The following is an 18,784-nucleotide window of genomic DNA, read 5'->3' as shown; positions in this document are numbered from 1 at the left end:
GCTCACGCCCTCGCGCGACGCCACCCCTGGTATTGCAGCTCCGCGAACACCAGCGTGTAGGCGCCGGCCGCCAGATTCAACGCGACGCCCGCCGAGGTCAGCGGGAAGACGTCCGCGAGCACCAGAACGACGGCGGCCACCGTGTACGTCAAGTTGCCAATGATGACGCACATTCCGGCTCGGCGCACCGACGGCAGGCGGGCGAGCCCGAACACGAGCACGCCATAGGCGACCAGGAATGCGCCCATGGCGTACTCGAACGCCTTCGTGGTGCCCGAGAGCTCGGCGAGCCGGCCGGCCAGCGGGATACCGGCCAGGCCGATAAGCCCACTGATGGCGGCGTCGGCGCGCATGGCCAGGCGAAGCAGCCCGTCCCGGGTGCCCGTGCGGTCAATCGTGGTGGCGGACATGATGTTCCTTTCGTCGATGGCTGGGAGGTCGCCACCGACGCTGCCCGCCAGCCACTGCCAGATCGACGCGGGAAGCTGCCAATCACTGCCAACCGCAGGTCAGCGGGGTCAGCGTTCGTAGGTTCCGGTCAGCACACCGCGGGCCAGCACGTGCCCCCTCATCGCGGTCAGCAACGGCTTGGCTGTGGTGACGTGGTCCGGGACTGCGTGGTCAATCGCGAACACCTGAAATCGGTAGTGGTGGGGGCCATGGCCGGGGATCGGGCGGGGCCCGGCGTAGCCGTGGTGGCCGAGATCGGTTCGAAGGCAGCGGATGCCTGACGCGCCCGGTCGCAGCCCGCCGGCGCCGAGGCCGTCCAGCGTGGGTTCGATCACCGCGACGGTGTGCAGCAGCGGGCGGGGCAGCGGGACGTCGACGTCGTCGATGATGAGCACTACCTGGCGGGTCCCTGGTGGCGGCGCGCTCCACCGCAACGGCGGCGAGACGTTGTCCCCGACGCCCTTGCCGGCGCTGGAGGTCGGCATGCAGCCCCCATCGGTGAACGCGGCGCTGCTGACGCTAATGGAGGTGGGCGCATCGAACGCCGGCCCGGCAAGGGGACTGCGGTGTGCGCCGGCGCGGACCCCACGCAGCAGCCTGCCCACCGGCGCCATCATGCTCCGCTGCCCGCGCCGCGAATCGTGACGGTGGGAGACCGTAAAAGATCGCCCAATTCAGCTGGGAGATAACCCTGCTCGACCAAGCGCGGCAGCACGCCACCGCTCTCGATGATGTCGAGGATGAGGCCCGGGAGTTTGGCGACACTTCCGGACGCACCCGTGGTGTCGTTACGCCAGGTGCCGCCGGTCAGGTCGAAGGTTCCGGTTTCGCCTTCGTGGAAAACGCTGGTGGCCTCGGGCACGGTCATCGCCGGCAGGCCGGCGTTGACGGCATTGCGGAAGAACAGCGAGTTGAACTCCTCGGCGACCAGCCCCGCGACGCCGAGCTCGACAAAAAGGGCCGCGACCGGCCGCGACGATCCCAGCCCGAAGTTCCTACCGGCTACGACAATGTCACCCGGGGACACCTGGTCGGTCCAACCCGGGCGGACCTCGTAGAAGACGTGCTTGGCCGCCTCGGCCGGGTCCATCTTCATCGCGAAGGCGGGGTACATGGCATCGGTGTTCAGGTTGTCTCCGAACATCCAGACTCGCCCGCCGAACACCACGGTCATGCCGTCACACTCCTCGGGTCGGTGATATAGCCGGTGATAGCCGACGCGGCAACGGTTGCCGGTGACGCCATGAAGATCTCCGCCTCGGTGCTACCCATGCGCCCGGTGAAGTTGCGGGTGCTCGAGGTGATGCACACTTCGCCGGGACCGACCACCCCCATGTGGTAGCCGAAGCAGGCGCCGCAGGTGGAGTTGGTGATGACCGCACCCGCGTCGGCCAGGTCCTGCAGATAGCCCAGCCGCATGGCGTCCCGGTACACCGCTTGCGAGGCGGGCGTGACCAACAAGCGCACACCCGGTGCGACGGACTTGCCGCGGACCACCCGCGCGGCGATCTCGAGGTCCTCGAGCTGGCCGTTCGCACACGAGCCGATGAAGGCCTGGTCGACGTTGCGGCGCTCCAGCCGGGAGACGGGCAGCCCGTTGCGGCTGACCGTTCCCGGCCGGGCTACGTAAGGCTCCAGCGTCGAAAGATCGACATGCCGGATCTCCCGGTACGTGGCGTCGGAATCCGGTGTGGCGGCGTCGTATCCGGCGACGCCGCGCTCGCGCAGAAACGACGCCAACACATCGTCGGGCTCGAACGTGGCGAAGTCGGCGGAAACCTCGGCGCACTGCGTAGCGATGGTGCGCCGGTCGTGCATCGGCATGCCGGCCAGGCCGCTGCCACCGAATTCCAGGTTCAGGTTCGGGGCATCGCCGTACTCGTTGGCGATGTGCAAAAAGATGTCTTTGCCGCTGACGGTCTGTGGTTTGACGTCCTCGAGCTCGTAGCGGATCGTGGGCGCGACCTGGAACCACGTCGCGCCGGTGCACATGATCGAATAGATCTCCGCGGGCCCGAGGCCCCGCGCGGCGGTGTTGTAAGCGCCCGCGGCACAGGTGTGAGAGTCGGTGCAGGCCAAGATTTCTCCGGGCCGTGCCAGTCCGTTCTCCGCGATCACCTGGTGACAGATGCCGTGCCTGCCGACGTCGTAGAACCGTTCGATGCCGAAGTCGGCGACGAATTTGCGGGCCTGCGGGCCGGCGGCGGCATCTTTGATGGTCGGCGCCGGAACGGCGTGATCCATGACGACGGCCAGTTTCTCGGGGTCGTGGATTCGGTTGGGCGTGATCCACATCGTGGCGAACTGCAGATCGATCAGCACGGTCATGTCGACGTCGACCACCACCGTGTCACCCGCCGACACCGCGTCCAGACCGGCCTTGCGGGCGAAGATCTTCTCGATGATCGTCATGCCCACGAGCGGTCCTTGCGGGCGTATCGGGCGTCGCGTTCCAGCCATTCAGCCATCCCCACCATGTTGAAGAAGTCGGCCGGTGTGGTGAGAGGGTGGCCGGCGATGTCAGTGCCGTTCAGTTCGCAAAGGCTCTGCAGCATACCAAAAGTCGCCTGCATCAAGAGGTTGCTCGGATGGATCGCGATAGCGTAGCCCAACTCCTGCAGCCGCGCGGCCGACTGCAGCGGCGTCCGGCCGCCGAGCACCAGATTGATCAGCAGCGGGGCGTCCACTTCCCTTGCGATGCGCTCGATCTCGCCGGCGTCCTGCGGCGCCTCGACGAAGATGATGTCGGCGCCGGCATGTGCGTACCGGTTGGCGCGCTCGATGGCAGCGTCCAGACCGAGGGGGGCCCGTGCGTCGGTGCGGGCCACCACCAGCAGGTCGTCGCCGGATCGGGCGTCCAGCGCCGCGGCGAGTGTCTGTTCGAACACCGCCGCGTCGACCACCTGTTTGTCGGGCATGTGTCCGCAACGTTTCGGAAAGACCTGATCCTCCAACTGAATTGCTGCCACCCCCGCCGCGTCGTAGGAGCGAACGGTGCGCACCACATTCATGGGCGCGCCATAGCCGGTGTCGGCATCGGCGATCAACGGGATGTCGCCCAACGCGTCGGTGATCATCGCGACCCGGCCGGCCATCTCGGTCGCGGTGACCAGCCCGATGTCGGGTAGGCCGAAACCGGAGGCTGCCACACCGGCACCCGTCATGTACGCCGCAACGTGGCCGGTGCACCTGGCCAGGTGTGCAGATATGCCGTCGAAAACGCCTGGGGCGACGATGAGTTCACGAGTGCTGAGTAAGTCCTTCAGCCGTTGGCGGGCCGGGGTGCTGGGCATGGCTCTCCTTTCAGTCCAGGGCGCCCGCGACCGGGGCCGCGAGCAGATCCATCAGTTGCCCGATGTCATCGAGGTCGTCGAGATGGACCACCGCTTGTTCGATCGCTTCGGCCCGCGCGCGGCTGGTGACCCGGTCGGCGAGTGAGTGGAACTTGTCGACGATTTCGTCGTTGGTGACGGGATCGTTGGGCGCGCCGTGCGGCAAGGCCACGCGGGCGCGGTGGACTTCGCCGTCGCGGGTGGTCACCACGACGTCGGTGCGAAACTTCTCGGTGATGCCGGCGTGGGTGAGTGATTCGTCGAGGTGAACCGTCGTCGCGGCGATGAGCGACCAGATGTCGTCGGAATCGAGGCGTGCGGGGGTGAATTGCTCGGGTAGCACGTTTCCGTCCAGCAGCGCCGCGGCGGTCGCGTACCCGATGTTCATCTGGGCACCGATCGGGGGGAGGGGTCGCTGCGGCCGCCACCAGCCGTGCTTGTAGATGGTCTCGCCGACGGTGATGTCGATCTTCGAGATATCCTGGGGCACAACCGAGCCGCGTAATTGCCGGGCGGCGTCGATCGCCGCGTGCACGCCACCCATCGCGGCGTAGGACTTGACCATGATGGTGGTGGTCTCCCACCGTTGGCCGAGTTCGCCGGTCAGTGATGCTGCGTCGGGATCGTGGCCCTCACCGAAAACGCTGAGGAATCCGCCGTATTCACGCTCGAACACCCGCTTGATGCCGGTGTAGCCGGCCGCCGCCAGCCCCGCTGCGTAGAAGCCGTTGCGCGCCGCGAAACCGTGGTGCATGCGCTTGCTCATGGCCTCGTACTGGGCGGCCATCAGTCCCGCCGACTGGGTACCGGCCAGTCCGAGGGCGTCTTCCAGTTGCGCCGGCGACAGCCCGCGCAACTTTCCGGAGGCCATCGCCGCGGCGTGGGTTCCGAAAACCGACCCCGAGTGCCAGCCCCGATCGAGCATCTGGGTGCCGTGCAGCGTGTAGCCGACGCGGGGACCCACCTCGAAGCCGGCGGCGGCAGCCAGCAGCAGTTCGTGGCCCGTCGAGGGGTGCGGCCGCGTGCACACCGTCGACAGCAGCGCGGGAATCAGCAGCGCGCAGCTATGTAGCGGGGCGAGGGGGTGAAAGTCGTCGAGCTCGAAGCCCTGGATGAACGTGCCGTTGAGTATCGCCGCTGCGGGTGCCGGGGCCGTGCGTCCGGTGCCGATGACGGCGGCGTCGCCGCGGCCTTCCAACGCGAGGACGGCGTCGGTTGCGACGCGTGACCACGGCAGTTGCGCCCCGACGAGTGCGCAGCCGATGCCATCCAGCAGAAGGTGTTTCGCGCGGTCGAGGACGGTCGGCGGGATGTCGTCGAGCGTGAGGCCAGCGATCCAGGTGGCCAGTCGCCCGGTCGACCCGGCCGGGTCGGTGGCGGCCAGCGCGTTCATCGGATCCCTCCGGAGGACTAGAGGTAAGTTGTTATATACATATAACAACTCGTCGGGCCGTGCAAGGGAGGGTCGTGTGGAAGCATTGACCACCGTGCGGCAGGGCAGAGGTGGGCCGGTCTCGGCGGCGGCCGGGGTGCCGCTGCACCGGCAGCTGTTCTTGGTGCTGCACGACGAGATCGACCGCGGCGTCATCGCCCCTGGCGACGCGTTGCCCACCGAGCAGACCCTGTGCGACCAGTTCGGAGTGTCGCGCATCACGGTGCGCAGGGCGCTGGCGGACCTGGCCGAACAGGGCTACATCGAGCGCAGGCACGGCGTCGGGTCGTTTGTGCGGCCGCACGGACCGACGGACGCCTCGGGCGCTCCAGGGGCGGGGCGTTCGTTCATGCAGGGACTGCGACAGACACAATTCGAAACCAAGGCCGAGGTCGTCGAACTCGGGAAGCACCGTCCGCCGCAGCCCATTGGCGCGGCCCTGCAAACGTCCGACGAGTTGCTCCACATCGTCCGAGTGCGGCGCCAACGCAGGACCGATGAGCCGTTGATGGTGACCGAAGCCTGGCTGCCGCAGGAATTGGCCGACGTGCTGACCGAGCCGGAGTTGCGGCGTGCGCCGCTATACCGGCTGCTGTCGGAGGCGGGCGTCGCCGTGGACCGGGTGCGGCACGAGATCACGGCCGAGATCGCGGGACCGCGCAACGCGCAGCTGCTGGACACGGCCATCGGCGCCGCGTTGCTGCGCATCAACCGCCTGGCGTTCGTGGCTGAGGCGCCGCATCATTACCTGTCGACGGTGCTGTCACCGAGCCGCAGCCGTTTGCTGCTCAGCCAGACGGCGGACGAGTTGGAGACCGGCGACGGCCTGAGAATCGCCCACGACGTCGGCGGCGATACCGGCTAGCGGTCGTCGTGCAGCGCCGCGTCGATCGCTTCGGCGTCCGGTGCGCAGTTGCCGGCCCCGGGCACCAGCGTGGCCAGCGCGCCCGCGGCGCAGGCGCGCCGCAACGCGCGCAGCCGCCGGGCGGGCGAACCCGGATTGCGTGGCCAGCTGCCCGCCAGCACGCCCGCGAACACGTCCCCGGCCCCGGCGGTGTCCACCGCGGCTACCGTCGGAGCAGGCACCAGGAAGTCACCGTCGGCGCCCACGTACCGCGCGCCGCGCGCACCCAGTGTGGTCACCAGGTGGCTTGGCCGCCACGGCCACTCGCCCGCCTCGGCTTCATTGGCGATCACTACGTCGGCCGCGTCGGCCAGGTCGGACAACGAGCCGAGATCCTGGCCGGCCGGGGAGGCGTTGACGATGACGACCGCCCCCGCCGAGCGGGCCCGCTGTGCCGCTTCGACCGCCGCCTCCATCGGAATTTCCAACTGCGTCAATAACACGTCGCAGTCGGCGATGACCGCCCGCACGTCCGCGGAGTCGAGCCTCAGCCGCCCGTTGGCGCCTGGCGCGACCACGATGGTGTTCTCGGCACCGGCATCGACGACGACGACCGCCGTGCCGCTCGCTCCCGTCGTTTCCGCGGTCCCGTCCAGCCCGACGCCGTTCGCGAGCAGGTGGGCGCGTAACTGCTCGGCGGCCGGGTCGTCGCCGACGGCCCCGACGAATTGCACCTGGGCGCCCGCGCGCGCCGCCGCCACGGCCTGGTTGCCGCCCTTGCCGCCGGGTGCGTACGTCAAGGAAGACGCCAGCACCGTCTCGCCGGGACGGGGCAGGGCCTGGACGCGCAGCGCCAGGTCCATGTTCACGCTGCCGACCACACAGACTCGTGCCATTACGTTGACGTCAGTCGATTGCAGGAGCCAAACCGTCTGCGGCGCCGTCGTTTTGATGGGTGTGTCAGCATCCGCAGTCCTCACCGCGCCACGCCAGGAAACCCTCCCGCACGGCGAGGCCGGCGATAACGAGTCCGGCCACCGGGTCCAGCCACCAGCCGCCCGGCCACACGGCGATGACGGCCAGCGTGATCAGCACCGCGGCGGACTGCGCGGCGCACAAATAGTTTTGGATCCCCTCGCCGGCGGTGGCTCGCGAGTCCAGGCGCGCGCCGAGCCGCTGCTTGGCCCATCCCAGAAGCGGCATCAGGACCAGCGCCGCGGCGGTCAAGGCGATCCCGATCAACGTCGTCCCGGGGCGGGCCCCCGTGAGCAGGTTCCGGATTGATTCGACAGCGATGTAGGGCGCGATGAGCCAGAACGAAACGGCCACCCCACGTTGCGCGCGGTGCTCCGACGTCTCCGACAGCGTGCGTGAACCCGTGAACCTCCATACGACGACCACGCTCGCCAAGCCCTCGACCGCGCTCCCGAGCGCCCAGCCGATCAAGGAGATGGACCCGACGGCAAACCCTTGCCACAGGCCGAGGGCGCCCTCCGCGCACATCCAGACCAGGCTCGCCCACGCGAGCCAACGCGCCCAGCGCGCGGCCCGTACCCATTCGGCATCGCGCTCGAGGGTGCGCGCGGTTGCGGCGCCGGTCGCGCCGCAGCCGCAACCGTCCGCGCATCCATCGCCCATAACGCCCAAGGATAAGTGCACGCCATTAGCGGGGGTAGGTGAATCGGGGCGCGAGCAGTCTTTACGCTGAAACGCTTTGCCGCATTCGCGAATATCTTCAGGCGTGCGCGCTAGGGTGCTGCGTGAGCGATGCTGCGTGTCCGAGGAAGGACGAAGTCGAGTGACATCGAGCGAGCTACAAGACGCCGAGCCGGCTTCCGAGAACGCCCCGGAACATGGCCCGGCGGAAGTGGCTGGGACGCGGGAGGGCGAGGCTCGCAAAAGCCGTAGGTTTCGCCGTCGCCGGCTGTTGCGGATCGGCCTTCAATCCAAGCTTTTGCTGACGCTGCTGGTCTGCAGCATCCTGTCGATCGGCGTGATCGGCTTCATCGGGGCGTCGTCGGGCCGCAATGCGCTGCGCCAAGTCGAATCCGAGCGACTCACCGAGTTGCGCCAGTCCCAGGCGCGTCAGGTGCAGTCCCTTTTCAAAGAGGTGACGAATTCCCTGATCGTCTACAGCGGAGGGTTCAGCATCGTCGACGCGACGACGGCGTTCACCGACGGCTTCGCGCAGCTGTCCAACGCGACGATCACGCCGGCCCAGCAGCAGGCGCTCGTCGCCTACTACGACGACAACATGATCAAACCGATCAAGCGGATCACCGGTGAGGAACTCGATCGCAACGCAATCTTTCCGAGTTCCAACGCGCAGAAGTACCTTCAGGCGTACTACACGGCGCCGTACCGCTCGATCTCCGAGGCGAGGAAGGTCGAGGACGCCGGTGACGGCAGCGCGTGGTCGGCGGCCAGCGCCCGCTATAGCTTCTTCATGCGCGACATCGTCACCCGTTTTGAGTATCCGGACGCGCTGTTGCTGGACCTGCAGGGCAACGTGGTCTTTTCGGTGAACAAGGGCCCAGACCTCGGCACCAATATCTTCACCGGCCCGTACCGCGAATCCAATCTGCGCGACGCATACCAAAAGGCCTTGCGCTCTAATGATCTCAGTTTCGTCTGGATCACCGACTTCCAGCCCTACCAGCCGCAACTCGACGTCCCCACGGCGTGGGTGGTGTCGCCGATCGGAATGAACGGCAAATTCAACGGCGTCATGGCGTTGCCACTGCCGATCTCGAAGATCAACAAGATCATGACCGCCGACAAGCAATGGGAAGCCGCCGGGATGGGGCCGGCGACGGAGACATACCTGGCCGGTCCCGATAACCTGATGCGTTCAGATTCAAGGCTTTTCCTCGAGGACCCAGCCGAATACCGGCGCGAGGCCGTGGCCTCCGGTACCGCACCCGACATCGCGGAGGAAGCGATCCGCCTGGGTGGCACGACACTGGTGCAGCCGGTCCCGACCGCGGGTCTGCGTGCCGCCCAACGCGGACAAACCGGGGTCGTCAGCGCCACCGACTATCTGGGCAACCGGGAGCTGGAAGCCTACGCACCGCTAGAGGTGCCCAACTCCGATCTCCGTTGGTCGATCCTGGCGACGCGCGACAACTCCAATGCATTCGCGCGCCTCGGCAGGTTCAGCAGAACGCTGGTGCTGGCGGTGTCGATCATGATCTTTGTCATCTGCGTGGCATCGATGGTGATGGCCCAGCTGATGTTGCGTCCGATCCGCCGGCTGCAGGCCGGCACGCAGAAGATCAGTTCCGGCGACTACGAAGTCAACATCCCGGTGAAAACACACGACGAAATCGGCGACCTGACAGCTGCTTTCAACGAGATGAGCCGCAACCTGGCGATCAAGGAGGAGTTGCTCAACGAACAGCGCCGGGAGAACGACCGCTTGCTGCTGGCGCTGATGCCCGAGTCCGTGGTCCAGCGATATCGCGAGGGCCAGGAAACCATCGCGCAGGAACACCAGGATGTGGCCGTCATTTTCGCCGAAATCGTCGGACTCGACGAGGTTTCCGTTGACCTATCCGGCGACGAGCTGGTCGGGATCGTCGACGAGCTGTTCCGGCAATTCGATTCGGCCGCCGAATCGTTCGGCGTCGAGCGGATCCGCACCTTCCACAACGTCTACCTCGCCAGCTGCGGGGTGGTCACGCCGCGGCTGGACAGCATTCACCGCAGCGTCGACTTCGCAATGGAGATGCGCCGCATCATCGAGCGGTTCAACGGCCAAACCGGTCACGAGCTGCGGCTGCGCGTGGGCATCAGCACCGGCAACGTCATCAGCGGGCTGGTCGGCCGCTCCGGGCTCGTCTACGACATGTGGGGCGCCGCGGTGAGTCTTGCTTACCAAATGCAAAGCGGCGCAGACCAATCGGGTATATATGTGACCTCGCAGGTGTACGAGGCGTTGCGTGACGTGCGGCAGTTCGCGCCGGTCGGCACCATCTCGGTCGGCGGAACCGACCAGGCGATCTACCGGTTGTCGGAGCGGTCATGAACTTGTTCGAATCCTCGTGGTTTTACTGGGCCATCGGCGTCGCGTTGGGATTCCCGGTCTGTTTGATCCTGCTCACCGAGCTGCACCGCACGCTGGTCCGCCGGAATAGCCATCTGGCCAGGCAGGTGAGCCTGCTGCGCAACTACCTGCTGCCGCTGGGTGCGCTGTTGCTGCTGCTCGTCAAGGCTTCGCAGATTCCTGCCGGGCAGGGCTCGGTGCGGATCCTCACCACCGTCTTCGGCCTGCTGGTGCTGTTGTTGGTGCTGTCGGCCCTGAACGCCACCGTGTTCGAGCGCGCGCCCGAAGAGAGCTGGCGCAAACGGCTGCCCGCCATCTTCATCGACGTCGCCCGGTTCGGGGTCATCGGCGTCGGGGTGGCGGTGATGCTGTCGTATATCTGGGGCGTCCGGATCGGCGGCCTGTTCACCGCGCTGGGCATCACCTCGGTGGTGATCGGCCTGATGCTGCAGAACTCCGTCGGCCAGATCGTATCGGGCTTGTTCATGCTGTTCGAGCAGCCGTTCCGGATCAATGACTGGCTGGACACGGGAACGGCGCGGGGGCGCGTCGTCGAAGTGAACTGGCGCTCCGTGCACATCGACACCGGCAGCGGAATCCGCATCATGCCCAACTCGATGCTGGCCAGCACCTCGTTCACGAATCTCAGTCGCCCGTTGGGCGCCTACGACTGCGCGATCACTACCAAATTCGCGACCGGCGATCCGCCGGACAAGGTGTGCGCGATGCTGACGCGAGTCGCGGGCGCGCTACCGGCCCGCAAACCCGAAATCCCGCCCACCACGGTCGCCCTGGGCGGCGCCCAGTACCGCACGACGATCAGGCTGATGTCGCCGGCCGACGCCGAAGCCACCGAAGCGACCTTCCTGCGCTGGGTCTGGTACGCCGCCCGGCGGGCGGGCCTGCGGCTCGACGGTGCCGACGACAACTACTCCACCAAGCAACGCGTGGAGAAAGCGTTGCGCACGGTCGTGGCCCCGGCGTTGCGGCTGAGTCACACCGATCAGCAATCGCTGGTGCCCTACGCGAAGGTCGTCCGCTACGGTGCCGACGAAATCGTCGAGTCCGCCGGTCAAGTGTCGCGGGGGATGACCTTCTTGATTGCCGGCCGGGTGCGCTTGACCGCGACGACCGACGACGGGTCGGTGATACCGGTCAGCATCCTCGACGAAGGGACCTTCCTCGGACTGACCGCGCTGACCCGTCAACCCAACCTTGCCGGCGCGTACGCGCTGGACGAGGTGACGGCGCTGCAGATCGATCGCGAGCATCTCGAGCACCTGGTGATGCGTAAACCGTTGCTGCTCCAAGACTTAGGCCGATTGATCGACGAGCGGCAGACCATGGTGCGACAGGCAACCCGCCGCGAACGGGTCGGGCCGGACGGCATCGGGGTGCCGGGGCCGGCGAAACCGCTTCGCTGACCCGCCGCGCCCGACGTTCTTGGTCGCCGGCACGTTACGCGCGGGGCGGATGCCGTAAATCCCGGGCCGCCTCACCTGGCCAGCTAAGGACCGATACCCTGGTTCAATGAGTCTGCAAGCACCATTCCTCAGCGGTGGGGCTCAACCGCGGGAGTCTGACTTGCGCCGGGAGGTCCACAACGCGGCTCGCCGCGCCCGGGTCGCCTCCCGCGTCCTGGCATTGTTGCCGACCGTCGCCAAGGACCAGGCGCTACGGTCCGCGGCCGACGAGATAGCCGCCCACACCGACTTGATCCTCTCGGCCAACGCCGAAGATCTCCGCGCGGCCGAAGCCGCCGGCACACCGACCGCGATGCTCGACCGGTTGGCGCTGGACCCCAAGCGCGTCGAGGGAATCGCCGGCGGATTGCGCCAGGTCGCGGGTCTGCCCGACCCGGTCGGGGAGGTGCTGCGCGGCTACACCCTGCCCAACGGTCTGCATTTGCGGCAGCAGCGCGTGCCGCTCGGCGTCGTGGGCATGATCTACGAGGGCCGGCCCAACGTCACCGTCGACGCCTTCGGTCTGGCGCTCAAGTCGGGCAACGCGGTGTTGTTGCGGGGCAGTTCGTCGGCGGCACGGTCGAACCAGGCGCTGGTGCAGGTGCTGCGCGCTTCGCTGGTCAGCGAGGACCTGCCCGCCGATGCGGTGCAACTGCTTTCGTCCGCCGATCGCGCCACGGTGACGCACCTGATCCAGGCCCGGGGCCTGGTCGACGTGGTCATTCCGCGCGGGGGAGCGAGCCTGATCGACGCGGTGGTCCGCGACGCGCAGGTGCCCACCATCGAGACCGGCGTCGGCAACTGCCACGTGTACGTGCACGAGGGAGCCGACCTGGACGTCGCGGAAAGGATCCTGCTGAACTCCAAGACCCGCCGGCCCAGTGTCTGCAACGCGGCCGAGACGTTGTTGGTCGATGCCGCGATCGCCAAGAAGGCGCTACCCCGGTTGCTGACCGCCCTGCAGAATGCCGGCGTGACCGTGCACGGGGGGGTCTCGGCGGACGCCGGGGAGGACGATTTGCGGCGCGAGTACCTGTCGATGGACATCGCGGTCGCGGTGGTCGACGGCGTCGACGCCGCGATCGCTCACATCAACGAGTACGGCACCGGGCACACCGAGTCGATCGTGACCAGCAATATGGCTGCGGCGCAACGGTTCAGCGACGGCGTCGACGCCGCCGCGGTGATGATCAACGCGTCGACGGCGTTCACCGACGGAGAGCAGTTCGGTTTCGGCGCCGAAATCGGCATTTCCACCCAGAAATTGCATGCGCGCGGTCCGATGGGGCTGCCGGAGTTGACCTCGACCAAGTGGATTGCCTGGGGGGACGGGCAAGTCCGCCCCGCCTGACAACCACGACGAAAAGTGCCTTAGGAGAACTGAGATAGTGAGCGTGCCCGCCCGGCCCAAGCCGCTGTTCGCCGACATCGACGACGTCTCGCGACGGTTGGCCGAGACCGGCTACCTACCCGACACCGCCACCGCCACCGCGGTGTTCTTGGCCGACCGGCTGGGCAAGCCGTTGCTGGTGGAGGGCCCCGCCGGCGTCGGCAAGACCGAGCTGGCCCGCGCCGTCGCCCAGGCGACCGGCTCGGGACTGGTGCGCCTGCAGTGCTACGAGGGGGTGGACGAGGCGCGCGCCCTCTACGAGTGGAACCACGCCAAACAGATCCTGCGTATCCAGGCCGGGTCCGGCGACTGGGATCAGACCAAGGACGACGTGTTCAGCGAGGAGTTCCTGCTGCAGCGTCCGTTGCTGACGGCGATCCGGCGCACCGAGCCGACGGTGCTGCTGATCGACGAGACCGACAAGGCGGACATCGAGATCGAGGGCCTGCTGCTGGAGGTGCTGTCCGACTTCGCCGTGACCGTCCCCGAACTGGGCACGCTGACCGCGGAGCGGGCCCCGTTCGTCTTGCTGACGTCCAACGCCACCCGCGAGCTGTCCGAGGCGCTCAAGCGTCGCTGCCTGTTCCTGCACATCGATTTCCCGAGCCCCGAGCTGGAGCGGCGCATCCTGCTGTCCCGGGTGCCCGAGTTGCCCCAGCATCTCGCCGAGGAACTGGTGCGCATCATCGGAGTGCTGCGCGGCATGCAACTCAAGAAGGTGCCGTCCATCGCCGAGACCATCGACTGGGGCCGCACGCTGCTCGCGCTGGGCCTCGACACCATCGACGACGCCGTCGTCGCCGCCACGCTCGGCGTGGTCCTCAAGCACCAATCCGACCAGCAGCGCGCAAGCGGCGAGCTCAGGCTGAACTAGTGTCCCGCCGCGTCCGCCCCACCCGCCCGCTCGCCCCGCACGGGCTGCCGGGGCACCTGGTGGGCTTCGTGGAAGCGCTTCGCGGAGTGGGCATTTCGGTGGGGCCATCGGAAACCGTGGACGCCGGCCGGGTGGTGGCCACCCTCGGTTTGAGCGATCGTGAGGTGTTGCGCGAGGGCATCGCCTGTGCGGTGCTGCGGCGTCCCGATCACCGCGAGACCTACGACGCCATGTTCGACCTGTGGTTCCCCGCGGCGTTGGGCGCGCGGGCGGTGGTGCTGGACGAGGAGGCCGACGGAACGCCGGACGATTCGCTGCCGGCGGACGACGTCGAGGCGATGCGCCAGATGCTGCTGGATCTGCTCGCCGAGAACCCCGAGCTCGCCGACATGAACGAGCGGCTGGTCGCGATGATCGCGCGCATCGTCGAGGCGTATGGCAAATACAGTTCCAGCCGCGGCCCGTCGTTCTCGTCGTACCAGGCGCTCAAGGCGATGGCGCTGGACGAACTGGAGGGCAAGCTGCTGGCGGGCCTGCTCGCCCCGTACGGCGACGAACCCACGCCCACCCAGGAGCAGATCGCCAAAGCCATGGCGGCGCAGCGGATCACGCAGCTGCGCAAGATGGTCGACGCCGAGACCAAGCGGCGTACCGCCGAGCAGCTCGGCCGCGACCACGTCCAGATGTACGGCATCCCACAGCTTTCCGAGAACGTCGAGTTCCTGCGCGCCTCCGGCGAACAGTTGCGTCAGATGCAGCGGGTGGTGGCCCCGCTGGCCCGGACCCTGGCCACGCGGCTGGCGGCCCGGCGGCGCCGGTCGCGCGCGGGGGTGATCGACCTGCGCAAGACGCTGCGCAAGTCGATGTCCACCGGCGGCGTGCCGATCGACGTGGTGCTGGCCAAACCGCGCCCCGCGCGGCCCGAACTGGTGGTGCTGTGCGACGTGTCCGGTTCGGTCGCCGGGTTCAGCCACTTCACCCTGTTGCTGGTTCACGCTCTGCGCCAACAGTTTTCGCGGGTCCGGGTGTTCGCGTTCATCGACACCACCGACGAGGTGACCCACATGTTCGGGCCCGAGGCCGACCTGGCGGTGGCGATCCAGCGGATCACCCGGGAGGCCGGCGTGTACAGCCGCGATGGGCATTCCGACTACGGCAACGCGTTCGCGTCGTTCGTGCAGGCCTTCCCCAACGTGCTGTCGCCGCGCGCCTCGTTGCTGGTGCTCGGAGACGGGCGCACCAACTACCGCAATCCCGAAACCGAGCTGTTGTCCCACATGGTGACCGCCAGCCGGCACGCGCACTGGCTCAACCCCGAGCCGAGGCACCTGTGGGGCAGCGGCGACTCGGCGGTGCCGCGCTACCAAGAGATCATCACGATGCACGAATGCCGGTCGGCCAAGCAGCTGGCCGCGGTGATCGACCAGCTGCTGCCCGTCTGAGGGCGGGCTCGCCTCGTCCTTTCGCACCCGCCACAGGCGTCTCTGGCCGCGTCGGCGCTCTTTGTTCCCATGACAGCGACAACCTCGTGTGTCGCTCGAAGGCGGGCGCAACGCGTGCCGCCCGACGCAGAGGCGGGCGTGGCCCGTGTGACCCGAGCCCGGAAAATCCGGCCGAGTCGCTGCCTCAAGTAAGCTGGCAAATCGTGCAAAAGCAGCTTCGCAGGCTGGGTGTGATGGGTGGGACGTTCGATCCCATCCATTACGGGCACCTGGTTGCCGCCAGTGAGGTCGCCGACCTGTTCGACCTCGACGAAGTGGTGTTCGTGCCCAGCGGTCAGCCCTGGCAGAAGGCTCGGCACGTTTCCGCTGCGGAGGACCGGTACCTGATGACGGTGATCGCCACGGCGTCCAACCCCCGCTTCTCGGTGAGCCGGGTCGACATCGACCGCGCCGGGCCCACCTACACCAAGGACACGCTGCGGGATCTGCACGCCCTGAACCCCGATTCGCAGCTGTACTTCATCACCGGCGCGGACGCGCTGGAAGCCATCCTGTCGTGGCAGGGCTGGGAAGAGCTGTTCGGGCTCGCGCGCTTCATCGGCGTCAGCCGGCCCGGATACGAGCTGCGGCGCGAACACATCACCGGCGTGCTGGGCGAGCTGACCGAGGATGCGCTGACGCTCGTTGAGATCCCTGCGCTGGCGATCTCGTCGACCGATTGCCGTCTGCGCGCCGAACAGCATCGGCCGCTGTGGTACCTGATGCCCGACGGTGTCGTGCAGTACGTCTCCAAGCGCCGGCTGTATCGCGCCGGCGAAAAATCGAAGGACACCGTGAGCCGATCAACCCTGCCCGCCGGGAACAACACATGACCGCCACCCAGGAAGCCATCGACATGGCGACCGTGGCCGCCCGCGCGGCGGCCTCGAAGCTGGCGGACGATGTCGTCGTGATCGACGTGTCGGGGCACCTGGTCATCACCGACTGCTTCGTCATCGCCTCGGCGTCCAACGAGCGGCAGGTCAACGCCATCGTCGACGAGGTCGAGGAGAAGATGCGACGGGCGGGCTACAAGCCGGCGCGCCGGGAGGGCACCAGGGAGGGCCGCTGGACGCTGCTGGACTACCGCGACATCGTCGTGCACATCCAGCACCAGGACGACCGCAACTTCTATGCCCTGGACCGGTTGTGGGCCGACTGCCCCGTGGTGCCGGTGGACCTGACCGAGGTCCACGAAGACTCAGCGGGCGCGCAATGACGATTCGGCGCCTGATCATGTTGCGGCACGGGCAAACCGAGTTCAATGCCGGGAGCCGGATGCAGGGACAGCTGGATTCCCAACTCAGCGAACTAGGCCGGGCGCAAGCGATCGCTGCCGCCGAGGTGCTCGGCAAGATGCAGCCGTTGCTGATCGTGTCGTCGGATCTGCATCGCGCCTACGACACGGCGACCAGGCTGGGGGAGCGGACCGGTCTGCCGGTCCGGGTGGACCCGCGGCTGCGCGAAACCCATCTCGGCGACTGGCAGGGACTCACTCATACCGAAGTCGACACGCAGGCGCCCGGTGCCAGGCTGGCCTGGCGCGAAGACGCCACCTGGGCACCGCATGGCGGCGAGAGCCGGGTAGACGTCGCCGCTCGCGGCGTGCCGTTGATTTCCGAACTGGTGTGCGGCGAACCGGAATGGGGTGACCCCCAGCACGCCGACCGGCCGGTGGTGCTGGTGGCTCACGGCGGCCTGATCGCCGCGCTGTCGGCCGCGCTGCTGAGGCTTCCGGTTGCCAACTGGCCGATGTTGGGTGGCATGGGTAATGCCAGCTGGGTGCAACTTTCGGGTCATTCCCACGACGGCGGTTTGGCTCTCGACGGCATCCGCTGGCGCCTCGACGTGTGGAACGCTTCGGCACAGGTGTCCAACGATGTCCTCTGATGCACGGCCCACCCTGCTGATCTTCGCCGACTCACTGGCCTACTACGGGCCCACCGGCGGCCTGCCCGCCGATGATCCACGCATCTGGCCCAACATCGTTGCCGCGCAACTGGGTTGGGACGTCGAACTCATCGGTCGCATCGGCTGGACCTGCCGCGACATCTGGTGGGCGGCGACCCAGGACCCGCGCGCCTGGGCGGCACTGCCCAGGGCGGGTGCTGTCATCTTCGCCACCGGCGGCATGGATTCACTGCCGTCGGTGCTGCCGACAGCGCTGCGCGAACTGATCCGCTACGTGCGCCCGCCGTGGTTGCGGCGCTGGGTCCGTGACGGCTACGGCTGGCTGCAGCCCAGGCTCTCACCGGTGGCCAGGTCCGCGCTGCCCCCGCACCTGAGCGCCGAATACCTCGAACAAACACGCGGCGCCATCGATTTCAACCGACCCGGGATTCCGATCGTGGCGTCACTGCCTTCGGTGCACATCGCCGAAACTTACGGCAACGCCCACCATGGCCGCCCCGGAACCGTCGCGGCGATCACCGAGTGGGCGCAAAGCCACGATGTACCGCTCGTCGATTTGAAAGCCGCTGTCGCCGAACACATCATGGCCGGTCGGGGAAACCCCGACGGCATTCATTGGAATTTCGAAGCGCACCAGGCGGTCGCCGAGCTGATGCTCAAGGCTCTGGCCGAGGCCTTTGAGAAATCCCCCGTGGCGACCGACAAGCCACTCGGGTAGCGCCGTGTCTGTCGTGGTGGTGACCGACGCGTCCGCGCGCTTGCCGGCCGACCTGCTGGACAAGTGGGCGATACGCGTTGTGCCGCTCCACATTCTGCTCGACGGTGTCGATCTGCGCGACGGGGTGGACCAGATCCCCGACGACATCTACAAGCGCCAGGCGACCACCGCGGCGGCCACACCGGCCGAGCTGGCCGATGCCTATCAGCAGGCGTTGGCCGACAGCGGCGGGGACGGCGTGGTGGCGGTGCACCTTTCGTCCGCGCTGTCGGGCACCTGCGGTGCCGCGGAACGGACGGCCACCGACCTGGACCCCCACGTGCGGGTGGTCGACTCGAAGTCGGCAGCGATGGGCACGGGGTTTGTGGCGTTGGCGGCCGCACGGGTTGCGGCGGCCGGCGCCGACCTCGACGCCGTCACGGACGCGGCGAATGCGGCCGTGCCACATGGTCACGCGTTCATGGTGGTGCACCGGCTGGACAACTTGCGCCGCAGTGGACGAATCGGCGGGGCCAAGGCGTGGCTGGGCACGGCGCTGGCGCTCAAGCCGCTGCTGCGCATCGACGAAGGCAAACTCGTTCTGGCTCAACGGGTGCGCACCGTCACCCATGCGACGGAGGCGATGATCGAGCGGGTCTGTGAGGTCGCCGGCGACAAGGCCGCCGCCCTGGCGGTGCATCACGTCGCCAACCCGGACGGTGCCAAAGAGGTGGCGGCGGCGCTCGCGCGGCGGTTACCGGCGTGCGAGCCGGCGATCATCACCCCGTTGGGCCCGGTGCTGGCGCTGCACGTCGGCGCCGGGGCCGTCGCCGTCGTCGCGCAGCTGCCGTCGGATTAAGTCCGC

Annotated in this window: 19 protein-coding genes; 11 read left to right on the top strand and 8 right to left on the bottom strand. The window is 67.8% G+C overall.

The window, feature by feature from the left end:
- Positions 1 to 2 precede the first annotated feature (2 nt).
- From KXD96_RS20565 to KXD96_RS20540, 6 genes are all read right to left on the bottom strand, one after another.
- Positions 3 to 410 carry a hypothetical protein gene (locus KXD96_RS20565; protein WP_260739323.1) on the bottom strand — a complete coding sequence of 136 codons (408 nt, stop codon included), beginning with the start codon at positions 408 to 410 and terminating at the stop codon, positions 3 to 5.
- Between the two features lie 108 nt (positions 411 to 518).
- Complete coding sequence (locus KXD96_RS20560) at positions 519 to 1,064, bottom strand: YbhB/YbcL family Raf kinase inhibitor-like protein (RefSeq protein WP_260745475.1); 546 nt, start codon at positions 1,062 to 1,064, stop codon at positions 519 to 521.
- On the bottom strand, positions 1,064 to 1,624 hold the full coding sequence (locus tag KXD96_RS20555) for a 3-isopropylmalate dehydratase (protein ID WP_260739321.1): 561 nt from the start codon (positions 1,622 to 1,624) through the stop codon (positions 1,064 to 1,066). The genes KXD96_RS20560 and KXD96_RS20555 overlap by 1 nt, the downstream gene beginning before the upstream one ends.
- Positions 1,621 to 2,868 (bottom strand): aconitase/3-isopropylmalate dehydratase large subunit family protein, encoded by a 1,248-nt coding sequence (locus tag KXD96_RS20550; protein ID WP_260739319.1) that lies wholly within the window; start codon positions 2,866 to 2,868, stop codon positions 1,621 to 1,623. Before KXD96_RS20550 ends, KXD96_RS20555 begins: the two co-directional genes overlap by 4 nt.
- Positions 2,859 to 3,743, bottom strand: a complete 885-nt coding sequence (locus KXD96_RS20545; protein ID WP_260739317.1) for an oxaloacetate decarboxylase — start codon at positions 3,741 to 3,743, stop codon at positions 2,859 to 2,861. Before KXD96_RS20545 ends, KXD96_RS20550 begins: the two co-directional genes overlap by 10 nt.
- A gap of 10 nt (positions 3,744 to 3,753) precedes the next feature.
- Entirely contained in the window at positions 3,754 to 5,175 is a 1,422-nt protein-coding gene (locus tag KXD96_RS20540) for an MmgE/PrpD family protein (RefSeq protein ID WP_260739315.1), read from the bottom strand.
- A 76-nt stretch (positions 5,176 to 5,251) separates the two neighbouring features.
- On the opposite strand from KXD96_RS20540, the gene KXD96_RS20535 reads away from it, so the two are divergent.
- Positions 5,252 to 6,079, top strand: coding sequence for a GntR family transcriptional regulator (locus KXD96_RS20535; RefSeq protein ID WP_260739313.1), 828 nt, complete (start codon positions 5,252 to 5,254; stop codon positions 6,077 to 6,079).
- On the opposite strand, the gene KXD96_RS20530 is transcribed toward KXD96_RS20535, so the two are convergent.
- Complete coding sequence (locus tag KXD96_RS20530) at positions 6,076 to 6,954, bottom strand: ribokinase (RefSeq protein WP_260739312.1); 879 nt, start codon at positions 6,952 to 6,954, stop codon at positions 6,076 to 6,078. The two genes, KXD96_RS20535 and KXD96_RS20530, sit on opposite strands and share 4 nt — an antisense overlap.
- A gap of 64 nt (positions 6,955 to 7,018) precedes the next feature.
- Complete coding sequence (locus KXD96_RS20525; protein ID WP_260739310.1) at positions 7,019 to 7,696, bottom strand: cation transporter; 678 nt, start codon at positions 7,694 to 7,696, stop codon at positions 7,019 to 7,021.
- 160 nt (positions 7,697 to 7,856) lie between these two features.
- Between KXD96_RS20525 and KXD96_RS20520 the strand changes: the two genes are divergently transcribed.
- The 10 genes from KXD96_RS20520 to KXD96_RS20475 all read left to right on the top strand — a co-directional run bounded on the left by KXD96_RS20520 (position 7,857) and on the right by KXD96_RS20475 (position 18,778).
- On the top strand, positions 7,857 to 10,085 hold the full coding sequence (locus KXD96_RS20520; RefSeq protein WP_260739308.1) for an adenylate/guanylate cyclase domain-containing protein: 2,229 nt from the start codon (positions 7,857 to 7,859) through the stop codon (positions 10,083 to 10,085).
- Positions 10,082 to 11,527: a mechanosensitive ion channel domain-containing protein gene (locus tag KXD96_RS20515; RefSeq protein WP_260739306.1), complete on the top strand. Its 1,446-nt coding sequence runs from the start codon at positions 10,082 to 10,084 to the stop codon at positions 11,525 to 11,527. Before KXD96_RS20520 ends, KXD96_RS20515 begins: the two co-directional genes overlap by 4 nt.
- Before the next feature lie 106 nt (positions 11,528 to 11,633).
- Positions 11,634 to 12,917 (top strand): glutamate-5-semialdehyde dehydrogenase, encoded by a 1,284-nt coding sequence (locus tag KXD96_RS20510; protein WP_260739305.1) that lies wholly within the window; start codon positions 11,634 to 11,636, stop codon positions 12,915 to 12,917.
- A 37-nt stretch (positions 12,918 to 12,954) separates the two neighbouring features.
- Positions 12,955 to 13,830 (top strand): MoxR family ATPase, encoded by an 876-nt coding sequence (locus KXD96_RS20505; protein ID WP_260739303.1) that lies wholly within the window; start codon positions 12,955 to 12,957, stop codon positions 13,828 to 13,830.
- On the top strand, positions 13,788 to 15,272 hold the full coding sequence (locus KXD96_RS20500) for a VWA domain-containing protein (RefSeq protein ID WP_260745474.1): 1,485 nt from the start codon (positions 13,788 to 13,790) through the stop codon (positions 15,270 to 15,272). Before KXD96_RS20505 ends, KXD96_RS20500 begins: the two co-directional genes overlap by 43 nt.
- Positions 15,273 to 15,505: 233 nt before the next feature.
- Positions 15,506 to 16,144 (top strand): nicotinate-nucleotide adenylyltransferase, encoded by a 639-nt coding sequence (gene nadD / locus KXD96_RS20495; RefSeq protein ID WP_260745473.1) that lies wholly within the window; start codon positions 15,506 to 15,508, stop codon positions 16,142 to 16,144.
- Positions 16,141 to 16,530 (top strand): ribosome silencing factor, encoded by a 390-nt coding sequence (gene rsfS / locus KXD96_RS20490; protein WP_260739300.1) that lies wholly within the window; start codon positions 16,141 to 16,143, stop codon positions 16,528 to 16,530. Before nadD ends, rsfS begins: the two co-directional genes overlap by 4 nt.
- Positions 16,527 to 17,201, top strand: coding sequence for a glucosyl-3-phosphoglycerate phosphatase (gpgP, locus tag KXD96_RS20485; protein ID WP_260739299.1), 675 nt, complete (start codon positions 16,527 to 16,529; stop codon positions 17,199 to 17,201). Before rsfS ends, gpgP begins: the two co-directional genes overlap by 4 nt.
- Positions 17,191 to 17,940, top strand: coding sequence for a diglucosylglycerate octanoyltransferase (octT, locus tag KXD96_RS20480; RefSeq protein WP_260739298.1), 750 nt, complete (start codon positions 17,191 to 17,193; stop codon positions 17,938 to 17,940). The genes gpgP and octT overlap by 11 nt, the downstream gene beginning before the upstream one ends.
- A 4-nt stretch (positions 17,941 to 17,944) precedes the next feature.
- Positions 17,945 to 18,778, top strand: a complete 834-nt coding sequence (locus KXD96_RS20475; protein WP_260739296.1) for a DegV family protein — start codon at positions 17,945 to 17,947, stop codon at positions 18,776 to 18,778.
- Positions 18,779 to 18,784: the final 6 nt, after the last annotated feature.

It is taken from the genome of Mycobacterium sp. SMC-2, assembly GCF_025263485.1.
Lineage (GTDB): Bacteria > Actinomycetota > Actinomycetes > Mycobacteriales > Mycobacteriaceae > Mycobacterium.
This window is presented reverse-complemented; position numbering and strand designations above follow the sequence as displayed.

Excerpts from the sequence above, each read along its gene's own strand:
- KXD96_RS20540 (WP_260739315.1), bottom strand. The coding sequence starts at position 5,175 with ATGAACGCGCTGGCCGCCACCGACCCGGCCGGGTCGACCGGGCGACTG.
- gpgP (WP_260739299.1), top strand. The coding sequence starts at position 16,527 with ATGACGATTCGGCGCCTGATCATGTTGCGGCACGGGCAAACCGAGTTC.
- nadD (WP_260745473.1), top strand. The coding sequence starts at position 15,506 with ATGGGTGGGACGTTCGATCCCATCCATTACGGGCACCTGGTTGCCGCC.
- octT (WP_260739298.1), top strand. The coding sequence starts at position 17,191 with ATGTCCTCTGATGCACGGCCCACCCTGCTGATCTTCGCCGACTCACTG.
- KXD96_RS20525 (WP_260739310.1), bottom strand. The coding sequence starts at position 7,696 with ATGGGCGATGGATGCGCGGACGGTTGCGGCTGCGGCGCGACCGGCGCC.
- KXD96_RS20565 (WP_260739323.1), bottom strand. The coding sequence starts at position 410 with ATGTCCGCCACCACGATTGACCGCACGGGCACCCGGGACGGGCTGCTT.
- KXD96_RS20560 (WP_260745475.1), bottom strand. The coding sequence starts at position 1,064 with ATGGCGCCGGTGGGCAGGCTGCTGCGTGGGGTCCGCGCCGGCGCACAC.
- rsfS (WP_260739300.1), top strand. The coding sequence starts at position 16,141 with ATGACCGCCACCCAGGAAGCCATCGACATGGCGACCGTGGCCGCCCGC.
- KXD96_RS20555 (WP_260739321.1), bottom strand. The coding sequence starts at position 1,624 with ATGACCGTGGTGTTCGGCGGGCGAGTCTGGATGTTCGGAGACAACCTG.
- KXD96_RS20530 (WP_260739312.1), bottom strand. The coding sequence starts at position 6,954 with ATGGCACGAGTCTGTGTGGTCGGCAGCGTGAACATGGACCTGGCGCTG.
- KXD96_RS20515 (WP_260739306.1), top strand. The coding sequence starts at position 10,082 with ATGAACTTGTTCGAATCCTCGTGGTTTTACTGGGCCATCGGCGTCGCG.
- KXD96_RS20545 (WP_260739317.1), bottom strand. The coding sequence starts at position 3,743 with ATGCCCAGCACCCCGGCCCGCCAACGGCTGAAGGACTTACTCAGCACT.
- KXD96_RS20510 (WP_260739305.1), top strand. The coding sequence starts at position 11,634 with ATGAGTCTGCAAGCACCATTCCTCAGCGGTGGGGCTCAACCGCGGGAG.